The 18,411-nt window shown below is 47.0% G+C and carries 11 protein-coding genes; all 11 read right to left on the bottom strand.

Annotation, left to right across the window (positions count from 1 at the left end):
- Window positions 1–24 precede the first annotated feature (24 nt).
- The 11 genes from mreB to ytvI all read right to left on the bottom strand — a co-directional run bounded on the left by mreB (window position 25) and on the right by ytvI (window position 18,395).
- On the bottom strand, window positions 25–1,014 hold the full coding sequence (gene mreB / locus I2H87_RS02775) for a rod shape-determining protein (protein ID WP_009267756.1): 990 nt from the start codon (window positions 1,012–1,014) through the stop codon (window positions 25–27).
- Window positions 1,015–1,221: 207 nt separating this feature from the next.
- On the bottom strand, window positions 1,222–4,068 hold the full coding sequence (gene uvrA / locus I2H87_RS02770) for an excinuclease ABC subunit UvrA (RefSeq protein WP_117550879.1): 2,847 nt from the start codon (window positions 4,066–4,068) through the stop codon (window positions 1,222–1,224).
- 9 nt (window positions 4,069–4,077) lie between these two features.
- Window positions 4,078–6,066 (bottom strand): excinuclease ABC subunit UvrB, encoded by a 1,989-nt coding sequence (gene uvrB / locus I2H87_RS02765; protein ID WP_022152240.1) that lies wholly within the window; start codon window positions 6,064–6,066, stop codon window positions 4,078–4,080.
- 148 nt (window positions 6,067–6,214) lie between these two features.
- The gene (rhuM, locus tag I2H87_RS02760) at window positions 6,215–6,505 is read right to left on the bottom strand and encodes a RhuM family protein (RefSeq protein ID WP_022152239.1); all 291 of its coding nucleotides are present in this window, start codon (window positions 6,503–6,505) and stop codon (window positions 6,215–6,217) included.
- Between the two features lie 262 nt (window positions 6,506–6,767).
- Window positions 6,768–8,063 carry a DUF6070 family protein gene (locus I2H87_RS02755; RefSeq protein WP_022152238.1) on the bottom strand — a complete coding sequence of 432 codons (1,296 nt, stop codon included), beginning with the start codon at window positions 8,061–8,063 and terminating at the stop codon, window positions 6,768–6,770.
- Window positions 8,064–8,255: 192 nt separating this feature from the next.
- Complete coding sequence (locus tag I2H87_RS02750; protein ID WP_195609273.1) at window positions 8,256–13,094, bottom strand: SpaA isopeptide-forming pilin-related protein; 4,839 nt, start codon at window positions 13,092–13,094, stop codon at window positions 8,256–8,258.
- Window positions 13,095–13,503: 409 nt separating this feature from the next.
- On the bottom strand, window positions 13,504–13,860 hold the full coding sequence (locus tag I2H87_RS02745; protein ID WP_009267764.1) for a hypothetical protein: 357 nt from the start codon (window positions 13,858–13,860) through the stop codon (window positions 13,504–13,506).
- Window positions 13,861–13,862: 2 nt separating this feature from the next.
- Window positions 13,863–15,353 (bottom strand): threonine synthase, encoded by a 1,491-nt coding sequence (gene thrC / locus I2H87_RS02740; protein ID WP_195609272.1) that lies wholly within the window; start codon window positions 15,351–15,353, stop codon window positions 13,863–13,865.
- Between the two features lie 14 nt (window positions 15,354–15,367).
- Window positions 15,368–15,859, bottom strand: a complete 492-nt coding sequence (locus tag I2H87_RS02735; protein WP_009267766.1) for a 3-isopropylmalate dehydratase small subunit — start codon at window positions 15,857–15,859, stop codon at window positions 15,368–15,370.
- The gene (leuC, locus tag I2H87_RS02730) at window positions 15,856–17,133 is read right to left on the bottom strand and encodes a 3-isopropylmalate dehydratase large subunit (protein ID WP_195609271.1); all 1,278 of its coding nucleotides are present in this window, start codon (window positions 17,131–17,133) and stop codon (window positions 15,856–15,858) included. Before leuC ends, I2H87_RS02735 begins: the two co-directional genes overlap by 4 nt.
- A gap of 131 nt (window positions 17,134–17,264) precedes the next feature.
- The gene (ytvI, locus tag I2H87_RS02725) at window positions 17,265–18,395 is read right to left on the bottom strand and encodes a sporulation integral membrane protein YtvI (RefSeq protein ID WP_195609270.1); all 1,131 of its coding nucleotides are present in this window, start codon (window positions 18,393–18,395) and stop codon (window positions 17,265–17,267) included.
- Between the last annotated feature and the right edge of the window lie 16 nt (window positions 18,396–18,411).

Raw genomic sequence — 18,411 nt, 5'->3', positions numbered from 1 at the left:
GTGACCTGCTTATCCCCATATTTATCAATAGTCTCTTTTACCACTCATAAACTCAACAAACTGTCCGGTACCGATCGCCACAACTTTCATCGGTTCCTCCGCAGTCATTGTATTGATCCCGGTCCGTTCTTCGATCAGTTCTTCCAAACCTCTGAGCATCGCGCCGCCTCCGGTCAAAACGATCCCCCGATCCAGAATGTCCGCCGACAACTCCGGCGGCGTCTGTTCCAGAACCCCGATCACCGCTTCCACGATCTGACTGGTCGTCTCACGGAGCGCTTCTTCCGTCTCTGACGAAGTGACGGTAACCGTCTTCGGCAGTCCTGTCACGAGATTTCTGCCGCGCACTTCCATCGTCTCTTCTTCCACAAGCGGGTAAGTGGTTCCGATCTTGATCTTAATATCTTCCGCCGTGCGCTCTCCGATCAGCAGATTATGCTTTTTCCGCATATAGCGCACGATCGCTTCGTCAAAATCATCCCCTGCCACTTTGATCGAAGTGTTCACGACCGCTCCGCCAAGCGAGATCACCGCAATATCCGACGTTCCGCCTCCTACGTCGACGATCATGTTCCCGCATGGTTTTGCAATATCGATCCCGGCGCCGATTGCAGCTGCCACCGGTTCCTCGATCAAATGTACTTCTCTGGCTCCCGCGGCGAACGTAGCTTCCTCCACGGCTTTCTTTTCTACTTCTGTCACACCGCTCGGCACGCAGATGCTAATCCTCGGCTTTTTAAACATCCGACGCCCCATCGCTTTCTGTACAAAATACTTGATCATCTTTTCCGTAACCGTGTAATCCGAGATCACGCCCTGCCGGAGCGGACGCACCGCCACGATATTTCCCGGGGTTCTCCCAAGCATCAGTCTCGCCTCTTCTCCGATCGCTTTGATCACATTCGTATCACGGTCAAAGGCAACAACCGATGGTTCTTTCAGGACGACACCTTTTCCTTTCACATACACGAGAACGCTCGCCGTTCCCAAATCTATTCCGATATCCACAGACATACAAACTCTCCCTTCTATCTACGCCTCTCCCAAAGGCACCCTTATCACCCATCTTTTTTCTCATTCGTATCTTTCTGCTTTTCTTTTGTATCGCTTTGCAATTCCCCCATACGAATGTATCTTTCATCCGTCTGCTTCTCTTCATTCACCCAAGTTGCTCTACTAGTATAATAAAATTTTCCATAAATGGAAAGTCTTTTTTGCTATCTATTGTTTCTTCAGAATTTCATCTATATACTTCCCTGTATAGGAATTTTTATTTTTCGCAACCTCTTCCGGCGTACCGGTCGCCACAACCGTACCTCCTTTATCGCCGCCCTCCGGTCCGATGTCAATGATATGATCGGCGGTTTTGATCACGTCCAGATTATGTTCGATCACGATCACAGTATTCCCGTCATCTGCCAGACGCCGCAGAATTTCCGTTAATTTATGAACATCTGCAAAATGAAGACCGGTTGTCGGTTCATCCAGAATATACACTGTCTTTCCGGTACTTCGCTTACTCAATTCCGCCGCAAGCTTGATCCGCTGTGCCTCACCGCCGGAAAGTTCCGTAGATGGCTGTCCCAATCGGATGTAGGAAAGCCCCACGTCATTCAGCGTTTCCATCTTTCTCCGGATACTCGGCACATTTTCAAAAAACTTCACCGCTTCCTCCACAGTCATGTTCAATACATCGTAAATACTTTTTCCTTTGTACTTCACATCCAGAGTCTCCCGATTATAACGTTTTCCGCCACACACTTCACACGGCACATATACGTCCGGCAGGAAATGCATTTCAATTTTCAATATACCGTCACCGGAACATGCTTCACATCGTCCGCCTTTGACATTAAAACTGAATCTTCCCTTTTTATATCCTTTCGCTTTCGCATCCGGCGTTGCCGCAAACAAATCCCGGATCAAATCAAATACACCGGTGTAAGTAGCCGGATTCGACCGCGGAGTCCGTCCGATCGGTGACTGATCGATGTCGATCACCTTATCCACCTGTTCCAGTCCCTCGATCCGTTTATGTTTCCCCGGTATTGTCCGGGCACGATTCAGCTCTTTTGCCAGCTTCTTATAAAGGATCTCGTTGACCAGGGAACTTTTTCCGGAACCGGAAACTCCTGTCACACAGGTCATCACTCCGAGCGGAAACTCCACGGTAATATTTTTCAGGTTGTTCTCCCTTGCACCGACAACTTTTAAATATCCGGTCGGCTTTTTCCGTACTTCCGGTACCGGGATCTTTTTCCGACCGCTCAAATATTCTCCTGTGATCGACCCCGGACACTGCATCAATTCCTGCGCCGTCCCCACTGCTACAACTTTGCCGCCATGCTCCCCGGCACCCGGACCGATGTCTACAATACAGTCGGCTGCCAGCATCGTATCTTCATCATGTTCCACCACGATCAGCGAATTTCCAAGATCCCGCAGGCGCTTCAGCGTCATCAGCAGTTTGTCATTGTCTCGCTGATGCAGACCGATACTCGGCTCATCCAAAATATAGGCAACGCCGACCAGACCTGAACCGATCTGTGTTGCCAGCCGGATACGCTGTGCCTCTCCGCCCGACAAGGTTCCGGTTGCACGCGCCAACGTCAGATAATCCAGTCCCACATCCATCAAAAACCGGGTACGCGCCTTGATTTCCTTTAAGATCTGATCTCCGATCAAATGCTGTGTCTGCGTCAATTCCAGATTTTCCAGAAATTTCTGCAGTTTTTCGATCGAAAGCGCCGTTACTTCGGCGATATTTCGATCACCCACGGTAACTGCCAGTGCGCTTTGCTTCAAACGTTGTCCTTTACACTCCGAACACGGCGTAATATTCATAAACGTCTCATACTCCGCTTTCGACGCCTCGGAATGCGTCTCGCGATAACGCCGCTCCACGCTCCGGATCAGTCCCTCGAACGCCACGTCATAGACGCCCTCGCCCCGCTGCCCTTTGTAATATACTTTGACAGCCTTTCCATTCGTACCGTAGATCAAAACATCATGGATCTTTTTCGGATAGTCTTCAAACGGAGTGTCCAGATCAAATTTGTATTCTTCACACAGTGCCTGAAGAATCGCATTTGTAAAGCTTCCCTTATCCGCACAGGACTGCCAGCCAAGCACCGCGATTGCTCCCTCATTGATACTTTTGGACGGATCCGGGATCATCAGTTCTTCTGAAAATTCCATCTTGTATCCGAGTCCAAAACAGGATGGACATGCCCCGAACGGATTGTTGAATGAAAAACTTCTCGGCTCAATCTCATCGATACTGATCCCGCAGTCCGGACAGGAAAAGCTCTGACTGAAATTCAGCGGTTCCTGTCCGATCACATCGACAACCAGCAGCCCCTCCGCCAGATTCAAGACATTTTCAATAGAATCTGACAGCCGCTTTTCAATCCCCGGTTTCACGATCAGACGATCCACAATAATCTCGATATTGTGTTTGATATTCTTATCGAGCGTGATCTCTTCGGACAATTCATACAGATTCCCGTCAACTCTCACACGGACATATCCGCTGCGTTTTGCCCGCTCGAATAACTTTACATGCGTTCCTTTTCTTCCCCGCACGACCGGTGCGAGCAGTTGGATCTTTGTCCCCTGCTCAAGTCCCATGATCTGATCGGTCATCTCATCTACCGACTGCTTCTTGATCTCTTTTCCACACTTCGGGCAATGCGGGATTCCGATCCGCGCATAAAGCAGACGGAAATAATCGTAAATCTCCGTCACGGTCCCAACGGTGGAACGTGGATTGTGATTCGTTGATTTCTGATCGATCGAGATTGCCGGAGACAGCCCCTCGATACTCTCCACATTCGGCTTTTCCATCTGCCCGAGAAACTGTCTCGCATAGGAAGACAGGGATTCCATATACCGTCTCTGCCCCTCTGCATAGATCGTATCAAATGCAAGGGAAGATTTTCCAGATCCGCTCAGTCCTGTCAGCACAACAAGCTCATTTCTGGGAATATCTACATCTATGTTTTTTAAATTATTTTCATTCGCGCCACGGATTCGAATATACTGTCTGGCATCCATCTTTGTACCCATTCTTTATTCTTACTCCTCCATCTCCTGTAAGGTCTTCTTCAATTCAAGTAATTTATCACGCAGCTCTGCCGCCGCCTCGAAATTCAGATCTGCCGCTGCTTTCTTCATCTTCTTTGTCACTTCACCGATCAGTTTCTCAAGTTCCTGACGGCTCATTGATTCCGGATCTTTCTCCAGTTTCATCTGTGCACTGTCCACTTTCTGGGAAATGCTGATCAGATCGCGCACTGCCTTTTTGATCGTCTGTGGGGTAATTCCGTGTTCTTCGTTATATTTCATCTGGATCTCCCGACGCCGTTTTGTCTCTTCGATCGCCATGCGCATCGAATCCGTCACGGTATCCGCATACATGATCACATGTCCCTCGGCATTTCGGGCAGCACGCCCGATCGTCTGGATCAAAGACGTCTCGGAACGCAGGAATCCCTCTTTATCCGCATCCAGAATCGCAACCAGTGTGATCTCCGGAATGTCCAATCCCTCTCTCAGCAAATTGATGCCGACCAGTACATCAAACACATCCAGACGCATATCACGGATGATTTCCGTCCGCTCCAACGTATCCACATCCGAATGCAGATATTTTACACGGATTCCCACTTCCCGCATATAATCGGTCAGATCTTCCGCCATCCGCTTTGTCAGCGTTGTCACCAGAATTTTGTTTTTCTTGGCGATTTCTTTGTTGATCTCGCCAAGCAGATCGTCAATCTGCCCCTCCACCGGACGCACTTCCACTTCCGGATCCAAAAGACCGGTCGGACGGATCACCTGCTCTGCCCGAAGCAGCTCATGCTCTTCTTCGTATACCCCCGGAGTCGCCGACACAAACAGTACCTGATTTATTTTACTTTCAAATTCTTCAAAATTCAAGGGGCGGTTATCTTTCGCCGACGGCAGGCGGAAACCATAATCCACCAACGTAGATTTTCTCGATTGGTCTCCGTTGTACATACCGCCGATCTGCGGCACCGTCTTGTGGGATTCATCGATCATCATAATAAAATCATCCGGAAAATAATCGATCAGCGTATATGGCGGCTGTCCCGGCGCGAGCCCCGCCAGATGCCTTGAATAATTCTCAATGCCCGAACAAAATCCTGTCTCTTTGAGCATCTCGATATCAAAATTCGTCCGCTCTGCGATCCGCTGCGCTTCCAGAAGCTTGTCCTGCCTTTTAAATTCTTTCACACGCTCGTCCAGTTCTGTCTCAATATCTTTCACCGCACGATTGATATTCTCTCGATCCACAACGTAATGTGATGCCGGAAAAATTGCAGCATGCTTTAACTCATCCTTGATCTCCCCGGTCAAAATATCAATCTCGGTGATCCGATCGATCTCGTCGCCGAAAAACTCGATCCGAATCGCTGTCTCTGATTCATATGCCGGGATCACTTCGACCACGTCGCCCCGCACGCGGAATGTTCCGCGATGGAAATCCATATCGTTGCGGTCATATTGGATCTCGATCAGCTTCGCCATCAGTTCGTCCCGCTCTTTGATCATGCCCGGTCGCAGAGAAATCACCATGTTCTGATAATCCATCGGGCTTCCCAGACCATAGATACAGGATACACTGGCGACAATGATCACATCCCGACGCTCGGTAAGCGCCATTGTAGCAGAAAGCCGAAGCTTGTCAATCTCATCGTTGATCGCGGAATCTTTGGCGATGTAAGTGTCCGAGGAGGGAACGTAGGCTTCGGGCTGGTAGTAATCGTAGTAGGAGACGAAATATTCGACTGCGTTATTCGGAAAAAATTCTTTGAACTCTCCATATAATTGCGCAGCTAAGGTTTTATTATGCGCGATGATAAGCGTTGGTTTATTCAATTGTGCGATGACATTTGCCATCGTAAATGTCTTGCCCGAACCGGTAACACCAAGAAGTGTCTGGCATTGGTTGCCCTCCCGGAAGCCTTGCACAAGTTGTGCTATTGCCTGGGGCTGGTCACCGGTTGGGGAATATTCTGATACTAATTCAAAATGATCCATGATTTACCTTTCCTTTTAAGCTAATTTCAAAACTGTTCTTTCCTAGCGTAATCAGCAGTTCTTCAGATCAGGAAAACGCCATTTCCGCAATCTAGGCTTTAGAATAATATTGTAAAATGTATCCACATAGCAATAATGATAATATATTTTATTGTTCATTTTTTCCATCTGACACCTCCTTTATTTCCAATTCCAACAGTACATGATCAAAATCACTCTGATACAATCTATCCTGTTTCACCCGATACTTTTTAAACTCACTTAACGCATGTTCTTCTGCTATTTGAGCTGATATACTTCCTGCATGCGTTAAAATTTCTTTCTTTGATAACCTTAAAATTCCTTCAAATTGTTCTGCCCAATCTTCCATTTTCATTGGAACTTGTTCTTCCGCCCGCATTTCTGCCAAATCCAAATAAGCATTAACAATCCTTGCCATTGCTTTGTGTTATAGTTTTTCCCATCTGAAGCAGTTATTCGAAATTTTCGAATAACTGAATTCTCATCTAATTCTCCATCCGCAAATATTTTCTTCAGATGATAATTAATCGTATGAGTTTCCACATTATAGAGAAATCCCATCCTTTTCTCTCTTTATACTCTCCCGTCATTATAACAGAATCTAAAATAAAAGTACAGAAAAACCGAATGTTTGTTCTGTACTTTAACATTCGAAAAAGTCTTCTATCACCTGCAAATTCTTAATCTCGCCACTCATCCGATATCCCTCCATAATAACCTTCCCATTCTTCATCTGTAAGCCGTGGCGTATACCACGGCGCGGGCTCTGTTTTCAAGCTCGCACTTCCTGCCGCATTTTCCCCGCTTTCCTCCTCTGTCTCTTCCGTTCCTACCACACGATTCGATATATACTGTACTTTGCCGTCATCAAGCAGTTTCACGACCAGTTCACTCGCGATCGCACAATCTGTTTTTTCTTTTATCCATACAGCTTCCACAAACAGTTTCAATTCCCCGTTTTCCAACTTCTCATAAGATACCACTTCCGGATAAGGTACAAATGGGAGTTCACAATCATATAATCCTCTCGGTCTGTAACGGTAAGTCCGGTTTTGTTCCTTATAAATGGTCTGCGTCCGGATCTGTGTCGGGCTGATCGGCAGATACGTCTGCAGAACTTCCTCGAACGACTGCTCCGGGATCTGATATTCAGCCCCCTCTTCCCCCCTATATGGAAATATTTCTCCATACTTCATCGAATACATTTGTTCATACAGATCATACAATTCTAAATTCGTATAATCCGCAGGATCCCAGTTTGTGATCAGCATATTATTTAATTCATATCCGATTGGAAGTACATAATGTCGGTTCAGTTCCCGGCATTTTGGATCCAGCGGTTTCACGCGAAATCCGATATCCCCTGTTGCTCCGTCATATCCGGGCGGATGGTATTCTTCCATAAAGAGATAACCTTTCTCGGTATATTTCCAATCATATACTTCAAACTCATGATAATAGTCCACGATTGGTTTATTATCTTTCCAATTTAAAGCACTTTCTCTTGCATAAATCTTCCCATTTTTTGTTGTCAGATCATAGCGCACAAATCCACCGTGATCCAGTACTGCCAATATCGTCGCCTCTTCTTTCTTTTTATTCTCTGCCGCCCGACAAAATGTTTCCACCTGCTCTGCATGAGTCATATCGATCTGATTCTCCAAATCTACGGCAGAGTATCCGGCTTCTCCAAGATATGAGATCACTTGCTGCCGAAATTCCAAAGTATCCAATTGCTCTTCTTTCTCTGCTTCCTCATAAAGTACCCGATACCCCTCTGCCAGTTTCTTTGAATCGGATATGATCTGATTTCGTATATTTCCCTCTGCATGTTCAGATTGTTTCTCATGCCCTTTGTCTTTTTCTTCTGTCGCACATCCGTTGAATCCAAACGTGCATGCCACAATCAGAAAAATACCGATACTATATCTCATTTTTCTGAAAACAGATTTTCCGGTTTTCTCTTTCCACCACATAACTTCACCTCTTTTTTCTTTCTTTTAGAAATCTCTTCATCCTACCTTTCAATCTTACATCTGTAATATTTTAAATTCAAGAGATCTTTTTTTAATATTCTCAAAAAGCGCAAAGAAAAAAGATCCGAAGCCTTTTCCCCCGGATCCTTTCCCTCTTCTAGACATACACACATCACTGCATATCGTCTCTGTTTATTTTCGCCTTTTTCTTCTGTATACAAGATCTGCGACAACCATGCTTCCGCTGATCACCACTGTCAGAAGCACTGCTGCCAAAAACCAGACGTCATCTCCTGTCTTTACACTCTCTGGTTTTTCTTCTGTTTTCATTGCCGGCATCTTCACACCGAACAGGATCGTCTGTTCCTGATCTTCCAAATCTTCATGTGATAAAATCTCAGTCTCTCCAATATATACTTTTTCAAAAACAACAACGGACTTTCCATTTAAACCGGTTGCGTCAAAACTGAATCTTACTTCTGCCGTTCCATCCTTTTCTTCCGGAACAAAACAAGTTTCCGCTGTGACCGTTTTTCCATCTACATGCAGCACTTCTCCGTTTTCCCGATTCATTAAAGTTCCAACAATCCGATATTCCTGTCCAATCTGAAGATTTCGGAATTCCAATGTATCGATCAATACGGTCTCTTTTTCCGGAAATGCCTCCTGTGTACCTGTTTTTTCACTTCGTGCTTTTGTGCCCAGAAGCTGTGTTTTTTTGTTTTGAATGCGCAGAATGTCTGTACTTTTGCCGTCAGCCGTGATCTGTCCGTCCTCAGAAACCTCGATCGTATATTTTACCGGATCGAGCATATACCCGGGAACGGTCATCGTCTCCTGAATCCAGTACGTTCCCGGAAGAAGTCCCCGCAAATGGATCTCTCCGTTCTCATCGGTTGTCCACAGTTGAATCGCGCTGATGCTCGTATCTCCGTTTTCAATCGGCATCGCACTGTCGCGGACAGTAAAACGTACTCCGGAAAGTGGCTCCTTTGTCTCCGCATCCTGTTTCAGTATTGTCAGTTCTGTCGATGTGTTTTTCAAATGCAGCGTTTTCAGAACGACCGGCGTATCCTGATCTTCATACATCAGATCGATCGGGTAGCTTTGCTGATCCAACACATATCCGACCGGAGGTTTCTTCTCCGTGATCACATATTTCCCGAAAAACAGTTCTTTGCTGCATGCAATACCGGCTCCTTTTTCTTCCATATCTTCTATTTCGATTCCGGTTGTGATCGTATCTGCAAGTTCTCCCTTTTTCAACTGCACCGTACCATCCGGCGTTATAATATCTTCTGCCGCTTGGATTTCAAACACCGCCCCGTTCAGTCTTTCCTTTGTCGAACGATCAGTTTTTACAATTCGGATTTTCCCCATTGCATTTTCATCCTCCATCCGTACTTTTTGTATTTCCTCGGTATTCGCCACTGTAAAGCGCACATCTTCCGCGACCAGATAACCGCTCGGCGCCTCAATCTCCTTGAAAATATATTCGGTTCCGGGCAGCAATTTTTCTGTCAGATGAGGAGTTTTCTTTCCTTTCCACTCATCCACAACATTTCCCGAAAGATCTGTGATCTGATATCGGCCGCCCTCTAATACTTTGCCGCTTGCACGATCATGCTTCGTAAATTCCACTTTCGTGTAATCATTCTCCACATTCAGGATTTCTTCTTTCTCTCCGTTTATAGTTCCATCCGCTTCAACTACAACTTCATACACCGCCGGATCCAATATATATCCCGGCAGTGTCCTGATCTCCTGAAGACAATACGTTCCGGGCAAAAGCTGTTCCAGAAGAATGGTTCCGTCTTTTTCAGTCGTCACTTCCCTCTTTTCGTTCTCTTCTCCTTTTTTCCAAAAATGAAACGTCACGCCCGAAAGTGGGGTTTCGCTCCCTTTTTCGCTCTTGACCAGCCGCACTTTCGTCGGTTCGTTTGGTATACTTATTTCCGTCAGCACGACCGGCGTGTTTTGATCCTGATACTTGATCTCCACTTCATAGCACTTCGGATCCAACACATAACCATCCGGCTGCTTTGTTTCCTGAATCTCATATTTACCGATATACAGCTCCTTGCTTAATGCTGTCCCGTCCTCTCCGACGATCAATATTTCCGCTACTTCTCCTTTCTTTATACGCACAGTCTGATCCGGAGTCACAATATCCTCCGACGCACGCACTTCAAATACCGCGCCGGAAAGTTTCTCTTTTGTCTCCGCATCGATTTTCTCGATCTGTATTTTTCCCATTGCATTTTTATCAAAATACTTCACCACCAAAGGCTGATCCCACACCGCTCCCTCTTTCACTTCGAACTGCAGGAGTTCTCCTTTCAAATATCCCTCCGGCGCGTTTACTTCCTCCAGATAGTACACTCCGTATTTCAGCTTTTCCGGAAATGTAAACTGCCCGTTTTCGTCCGTCTTAAATGTCTTATGCACCACTTCCGACGGATAATGCGTCGTCATCATGATCGGTTTCTTATCCGCATCGAGCAGACGGAATTCCACACCTTTTATCGGAATCTTTTTTCCGGTTGACGCATCCATTTTCACAACGGTGATCGGACTGACGATCAGCTTATCCTCTTTATAAATTCCTTTCCACACGATGCCCTCCTCCTGAATGGTCACTTCAAACGGCTCTATCGGTTTTAACCCCTCCGGATGTTTTGTCTCTTCCACCAGATATGTGTCAAACGGAAGACTTCCCCTCGGATGTTCTTTGGATGCTGTGGTCGCATAGCCGTTTTTATCCGTCACGATCTTCACAACTGTTTTTCCCGTCGTTTTCGACGTAAACGTAAATTCAACGCCCTCCAGCCCCTGCAGTGTATCTTCATCCTCGTTCTCATTTTCCCGCAGTTTGATCAGTTCCACATCTCCGCGAATGACCCTCTCCTTACTCTTCGTTTTGTATAAGAAGACCCGATTCTCCTCATCTTTCGCCTCTCCTTTGATCGGGTATTCTTTCTCATCCAGCAAATACCCATTGGACGCTTTTGTTTCTTTCACCGTATAATTCCCAAGCGGAAGTTCTTTCGTTTTTGCATATCCCTTTTTATCTGTGATCAACGTCTCCACTACGTTTCCCGCCTGATCTCTTACTTCATATTCTGCGCCTTTTAAGACCGCCACTCCCTGTGCTTCTCCTTTGTCCGTCTCACTGTCCACCTTTTGAATTTCAATTTGGATCTTCTGCGGTGTCTCCCCGCTTACAACTTCATATTCAAATACCTGTGTAATCTGATCGGTCGCTTCTCCCTCCACAATGTGAGTTTCCTCATCGATCAAATATCCGTTGGAAGCCTTGACCTCCTTTACTTTATAGGTTCCCGGAAGCAGTTCTCGGGAGACAGCAGCCCCCTTTTCATCTGTCGTCAGTGTATCCACAACCTGATTTTTGCTGTCACGTACTTCATACACCGCACCTTTCAATGTCGCATTCGCCGCAGACTCTGCTTTTCCGCTTTCTTTATCTACCTTCTGAAGACGAATCCTGATCTTCTGCGGCGTATTGGGAACAACCGGCACCTGTTCTCCTGTAACCGATTCCTGATCCGTTCCATCTTCCTGTATTTTCCGCACATACAATGTTTCATTTAAAAGATAGCCGTTTGGCGCTTTGCATTCCCGGATCGTCACGATCCCAAGCGGAAGCATGCTTTCTCCGGAAGCAGTCTTATAAAATGCATCTCCCGATACAAGATACGCTTCCTCGAGTTTTGCCAAGACCTGATGATACGTTTTATCATATTTTGTTTCCAACACCCAGGTTCGCGCCGGGGCAATCCCACTGTCTGCCGGATCCGAATCATAGACTGCCGGATCCACTGCATAATATTTCACCTCGAACCGTGCTCCCTCCAGCTTCTTAAGCTGTTCCTCTGACGGCTGCTCCCCTTGATCCGCATCTGTCTTTTCCACGATCACAGAAATCGGTTCATGGATAGCCTTGTCTTTCGCGTGATATACCCCCATCTGTCCGCCCGGTACTGATACTGTCGATTCCGACCAGTCCGGATTTAACGCATATCCTTTCGGCGGCACAAGCTCTTTGATCCAATATTCTCCCACCGGCAGGTTTTCTGCCTTTCCATAACCATTGGCATCGGTTGTGATCACTGCATCCGGATTGACATAATCGCCGCTGTCACGGTACACGCCATACTGCGCTCCCTCCAGAGAATATGCAGCATTGCCCTCCGTGACGGACGGATTTTCCGATTCTTTGTACAATTCCAGCCCGCCGGTATTCTCTGTCAACCATAATACTGCCTGAGCCTGCCAATATTCGCACACATAAAATGTACCATGCCCGGTGTATCTCCCGGATCTTTCCATCTCCTGCACCCAATTTACCGCCGAAGTCAGTACTTCTTCCTGAAAAGCAAGGTCTGTCCAAGACGCACTTCCCGAAAAAATATGCAGGTTTGGCCATCCCCATCCGTAATATTCATTCAGCTCTCTCCAGACAAGGAGCTGTGTAAAGAAATATTTCCCGAGATCATCCAAGTCGCTTCTCTGATTGTAAATGTATTCCTGATACAACGCGAGTCTCGTAACTTCCGTCTCATTCAGTCCAACCTCCTGCGCATCTGTCGGATAATACTGGATCCCGTCTCTGAATGATGTTTTTGCATCAATACAGATCGTCGGCTGTCCGTTGATTCCGATCACGCCCTCATTCCATTGAAAAACCACGGTTCCGTCGTCATAATTGGATCCAATGATAATATCCGTATCCTGCAAATGACTGCTCCAATATGTTTCACCCGAAAACGGAACCTGATTCTTTTCAAGATAATTTCGCCATGCAGTCGCGGAAATCCTTGTGTCGAGCTCTCCCTCTTTCGGTCCGAATAAACGTTCCAGATCACTGGTCTTTCTTCCGCTTTCATTTTGCGTCTGTTCCGTTTCCGCCATGCCGGGTGCTTCCTCGGCATGAACTGCCGATGCAAGCGGAAACAGCAGAACGATCAATGCTGCCGCCGCACAGCGGATCCATCGTTTTCCTCTGTTCACCTTTCTCCTCCTTTTATCGACCGGAGGCAGGGAATCTTTTCTTCATTTTCGATGCCTCCTTTCTTAACCGGAAACACCACATCTCTCATCTGTTACTTTTTCATCTGCCGCATTTTAATTTTGATCATGCAGCATATCGTACACCTCGCCCATAAGCGCTGCGCTCCTCCTTTCTTCTGTTGTAAAACTCGTTTTGGATCCTGGGATGAAATTCCCGTGAATTTTAGAAATGTCCTAAGACGAGTAACACAATCATAGCCCCTCCTCTTCGATTTGTCAATAGTCGTTTTCGGAGATTTTCTATGAACCGGTTCGTCGGACTTCCTTTCGTCATATACCGCAACGAAAAAAGGACCTGATGCCAAAAACATCACAAGGTCCTCACTTTCGTCTTCTTTCCGATTCTCTCTTACGAGCGGAAAAATTCTTTTTTCAATTTTGTTGTATATACCATATACCAGACTAAAACAGCTAAAAACAAAAACATTCCGACATAGTCTACGACCGCGATCGGCGTCACAAAACAATGGATCGCATCGATAATTCCATAAACCACAGCCGTAACGGAAAAGATAAGTACCGCTGGAAGCGCTTTCGCCAAAAATCCCTCCCGGTCTTTGCACTTATATTCCACATAGCTTTTCCCCAAAAGGAGCGCTTCGTTGATCGGACCTCCTTTTTTCATCTTCACATATGCGTAAATACCGTAAAGTCCGCAAAATAATACCAAAACGCCTATAAATCCAAATATACTGTCATCCATCATGATTATCTAATCTCCAATATGTCTTTTACCGTGTCTTTCATCTTATCAGCATCACATTCCCGCGTATGCCGGATCTCCGCATGCAAAATCTCTTTGATCGCACACGGGACTTCCATATTGGACGCCTTTTCCAGTTCATCGATCAATGCAAATTCATCCATCTGCGCATAAGCGTCATCGATCGCGGACATCACGCTTCTGACAAACTTATACGGACTCGCAGTGGATGCCACAAGCATTTTTCTGCTGTCTCCGCTTTCCTTACGGTATGCTCTGCTCACATGGGATGCAACCGCCGTATGGGTATCCATCACATATCCGGTCTCTTTATACACATTGTGGATCGCGGCTTTCGTCTCCGCTTCCGTTGCGTATCCGCCCGCAAAATCTTTCAGCTTTTCTTTCATCTCCGCCGTGATCTCGTATTTGCCGTTCTCTTTCAACTGTTCCATCAGTTCGCTGTCTTTCTCTGCGTCCTGCCCGGAAATCGTATAGATCAGCCGTTCCAGATTACTGGAGATCAGAATATCCATCGACGGGGAAGAAGTCAGCACAAATTTCCTGTTTCTGTCATAAGTTCCGGTCTGGAAGAAGTCAAACAATACTTTGTTCTCATTGGAAGCACAGATCAGTTTTCCGATCGGAACTCCCATCTGTTTTGCATAGTATGCGGCAAGAATATTGCCGAAGTTTCCGGTCGGAACCGTCACATTCAGTTCTTCTCCATCTGCGATCTCTTCATTTTCCAACAACTTGGCATAAGCATACACATAGTAAACGATCTGCGGGACAAGACGTCCGATATTGATCGAATTCGCAGAAGAAAACTGGTATCCTGCTTCCACAAGCTCTTTCTCCAGTTCCTTATCTTCAAACAGCGCTTTCACACCGCTCTGTGCATTGTCAAAATTGCCGTGGATCGCAACGACCGATGTATTCTCTCCTTTTTGCGTTACCATCTGCAGCTCCTGCACACGGCTGACTCCGTTCTTCGGATAAAATACGATGATCTTCGTTCCCGGAACATCCGCAAATCCTGCAAGCGCCGCTTTTCCGGTATCTCCGGAAGTCGCCGTCAGGATCACGATCTCATTTTTTACCTGATTTTTCTTTGCCGCGGTAGTCAGAAGATGCGGCAGGATCGACAGCGCCATATCTTTGAACGCGATCGTCGCTCCGTGGAACAGCTCCAAATGATAAGTATCTCCCACTTTTACAAGCGGCGCGATCACCTCGGTATCAAACTTGGAATCATAAGCACGCGCAATACAGCCTTTCAATTCCTCTTCCGTAAAATCTGTCAGAAACTGTTTCATCACTGCGTAAGCTGTTTCCTGATAAGACATCGTCTTCAGTTCTTCCATCGTCACATCCAGTTTCGGGATCTGCACCGGCACAAACAATCCGCCGTCCTCCGCCAGACCTTTCAGGATCGCTTCGGAAGCGGTCGCCGTATGCTCTGCATTTCTTGTGCTCTTGTATAATAAATTCATGATTCTTCCCTCTTTTACTTTTTCTTGCTGTTGGTATAATTCACAAGACCGCCTGCCGCGATCAGTTTCTGCATGAATTCCGGGAACGACTGTCCCTGAAATTCAGTCCCTTTCGTCCGATTATAAATCTTTCCGGAGTCAAAATCAACTTCAACTTCATCTCCGTCTTCGATTCCTCTTGCCGCTTCCGGACATTCAATGATCGGAAGCCCGATGTTGATCGCATTCCGGTAAAAGATCCTTGCAAATGTCTCCGCAATGATGCAGCTCACGCCGACTGTTTTCAGGCAAAGCGGCGCATGTTCTCTGGAAGAACCACAGCCGAAATTCTTATTTGCCACGATCAGATCTCCCGGTTTTACTTTATTCACAAACTCCGGATCGATATCCACCATCGCATGGCTCGCCAGTTCCTGCGCGTCAAATGAATTCAGATACCGCGCCGGGATGATCACGTCCGTATCCACGTTGTCTCCATATTTAAATACACGTCCCTGTGCTTTCATGACCGGTCACCTACTTTCTCTGGATTTGCAATGCATCCCTCGATCGCGCTCGCTGCCGCTACTTCCGGGGATGCCAGATAGATCAGGGAATCTACATGTCCCATACGTCCGACAAAGTTCCGGTTCGTCGTGGATACGCATTTCTCCCCGGCTGCCATGACCCCCATGTGTCCGCCCATGCACGGTCCGCAGCTCGGTGTGTTCACCGCACAGCCAGCGTCTACGAAAATGTCAAGAAGTCCCTCTGCGATACACTGCTTATAAATCTTCTGCGTTGCCGGAACTACCATCACCCGAACGTCCGGATGCACCGTATGTCCTTTTAAGATCGCCGCTGCCTTTCTCATATCTTCCATCCGTCCGTTTGTACAGGAACCGATCACAACCTGGTCGATCCGGATCGGATCCATCGCCTCGATCTCATCGATCGTCTTTGCATTGCCCGGAAGATGCGGGAATGCGACGGTCGGACGCACTTCTGACAGATCGATCTCGATCACCTCGTCATATTCCGCATCCGGATCTGCCTCATAAATCTGATATGATTTCTTCGTATGTTCGTTCAAATATGCTTTTGCCGCGTCGTCCACCGGGAAGATCCCGTTCTTTGCGCCTGCTTCGATCGCCATATTTGCCATCGTAAACCGGTCGTCCATCGACAGATTGGCGATGCCGTCCCCGGTAAACTCCATAGACTTGTAAAGCGCGCCATCTACACCGATCTTGCCGATGATATGGATAATGATGTCTTTTCCGCTCACATACGGTCCAGGCTTTCCGGTCAGCACAAACTTGACTGCGCTCGGAACTTTGAACCAAAGTTCTCCGGTCGCCATACCGGTCGCAATGTCCGTCGTGCCGACTCCGGTGGAAAATGCTCCCAGCGCCCCGTATGTACATGTATGGGAGTCTGCGCCGATGATACATTCTCCCGCTGCCACAACGCCTGCCTCCGGGAGGATCGCATGCTCCACACCGGATTTTCCCTGTTCAAAATACCAGGTCAGTCCCTGCGCTTTCGCAAACTCCCGAATTGCCTTTGAGTTCTCCGCTGATTTGATATCTTTATTCGGTGTAAAATGATCCGGAACAAGTACGACCTTGTCCTTATCATATACCTGATCTGCCATCTGGCTGAAAATCGGCAACGCCATCGGACCGGTAATATCGTTCGCCATTACAACGTCCAGTTTTGCCATGATCAATTGTCCTGCTTTCACAGAATCCAATCCTGCATGTGCCGCCAGTATTTTCTGTGTCATTGTCATTCCCATTACGACACCCTCCTCCTTTTCCAAGTCTCATTATGACAGACATTTTACCATACTAAAGCAAGAAAAAAAAGGGGAAATATTATCCCTTTGGGAATATTCCCCTTTATAGCTCCCTGTCTTGTATACTGTTTTTATTCTTTCGGCGGATTCCGAAGTTCCAGGATCCCATCCACAAGGATCCTGACATCATCCAAAATATAATCGAACGCGCCTGCCTGCAGCATATTGATCAAAACCATTCCTACCGGCACCGCCAGGATCATTCCGAGCACGCCGCCGATCCGGTATCCGATATACAAAAGCAACAATGTGACAAGCGGATTCATGCCCACACTGTCCGCCACCAGTTTCGGCTGCAGAAGCTGACGCACAAGCTGTGTCACCGCATAGATCGCGATCAGCAGGATCGCCATTTTATAATCTCCCATCAGAAACTTATAGATTCCCCATGGGATCATCGCCGTTCCCGTTCCGAAGAACGGAAGAAAATCCAGAAACGAGATCAGAAATGCAATCAGTACAAAATACCGGACGCCGAGCACGGCAAATCCAACAAGCAGGATCAGAAAGACAACCCCCATGATCTTAAACTGTGCCTTGAAATATCCGCCCACCGCATAGCGCAGATTGTCCATCACCAGCGTCATCCGTTTCTCCACCGACGGCGGCGCGATCTGCTTCATCCATTTCAGCACGTCCTCCCGCTGGATCGTAAAGAAATACGCGGACAAGATCGCCACAATGACCGAAATCAGATAAGATGGAAGACTTTTGGCAAAATTCCCCGCCGCCATCACCGTCGGCTCACTGATGCGTGAAACAAGATCTCCCATATATTGATCCAGATTCGCCACAACGGTATTCCACCCGTCCTGAATCACAACCGGAAGTTTTTCAAAAATGCCCGACATCGCGCTTCCGATCTGGCGCAGTCCGCTCTCCAACTGCGCGTACAGTTCGGGAATATTTTTGATCAGATCTCCCACTTCCAGTATGATCCGGCTTACGGCAAAATAAATCCCGACAACGATCAGACCGATCACGAGAATAACGATCAATGCCGATCCCAGCTTTTTGACGATATTAAATTTCTTTTCCAGCCAGTTGACAAGGGGCGCCGCGATCGCCGCAATTCCCCAGCCGATCACAAACGGCATCAAGAAGAATATCCCTTTGATCCCAAGATAGATAAAAATCCCGGTTGCCAGAATGCTGAATACCAGACTCACTGCCACCTGCCAATATGGGCGTTTGTTCTCCATACTGCACTTCACCTCG

Origin of the sequence: Mediterraneibacter glycyrrhizinilyticus, assembly GCF_015560805.1 — a bacterium.
Classification (GTDB): Bacteria; Bacillota; Clostridia; order Lachnospirales; family Lachnospiraceae; genus Schaedlerella; species Schaedlerella glycyrrhizinilytica_A.
Note: the sequence above shows the minus strand (reverse complement) of the source record. Positions and strands in the feature narration are given on the sequence as shown.

Excerpts from the sequence above, each read along its gene's own strand:
- I2H87_RS02735 (WP_009267766.1), bottom strand. The coding sequence starts at position 15,859 with ATGAAAGCACAGGGACGTGTATTTAAATATGGAGACAACGTGGATACG.
- ytvI (WP_195609270.1), bottom strand. The coding sequence starts at position 18,395 with ATGGAGAACAAACGCCCATATTGGCAGGTGGCAGTGAGTCTGGTATTC.
- uvrA (WP_117550879.1), bottom strand. The coding sequence starts at position 4,068 with ATGGGTACAAAGATGGATGCCAGACAGTATATTCGAATCCGTGGCGCG.
- I2H87_RS02745 (WP_009267764.1), bottom strand. The coding sequence starts at position 13,860 with ATGATGGATGACAGTATATTTGGATTTATAGGCGTTTTGGTATTATTT.
- rhuM (WP_022152239.1), bottom strand. The coding sequence starts at position 6,505 with ATGGCAAGGATTGTTAATGCTTATTTGGATTTGGCAGAAATGCGGGCG.
- uvrB (WP_022152240.1), bottom strand. The coding sequence starts at position 6,066 with ATGGATCATTTTGAATTAGTATCAGAATATTCCCCAACCGGTGACCAG.
- I2H87_RS02755 (WP_022152238.1), bottom strand. The coding sequence starts at position 8,063 with ATGTGGTGGAAAGAGAAAACCGGAAAATCTGTTTTCAGAAAAATGAGA.
- thrC (WP_195609272.1), bottom strand. The coding sequence starts at position 15,353 with ATGAATTTATTATACAAGAGCACAAGAAATGCAGAGCATACGGCGACC.
- mreB (WP_009267756.1), bottom strand. The coding sequence starts at position 1,014 with ATGTCTGTGGATATCGGAATAGATTTGGGAACGGCGAGCGTTCTCGTG.
- leuC (WP_195609271.1), bottom strand. The coding sequence starts at position 17,133 with ATGGGAATGACAATGACACAGAAAATACTGGCGGCACATGCAGGATTG.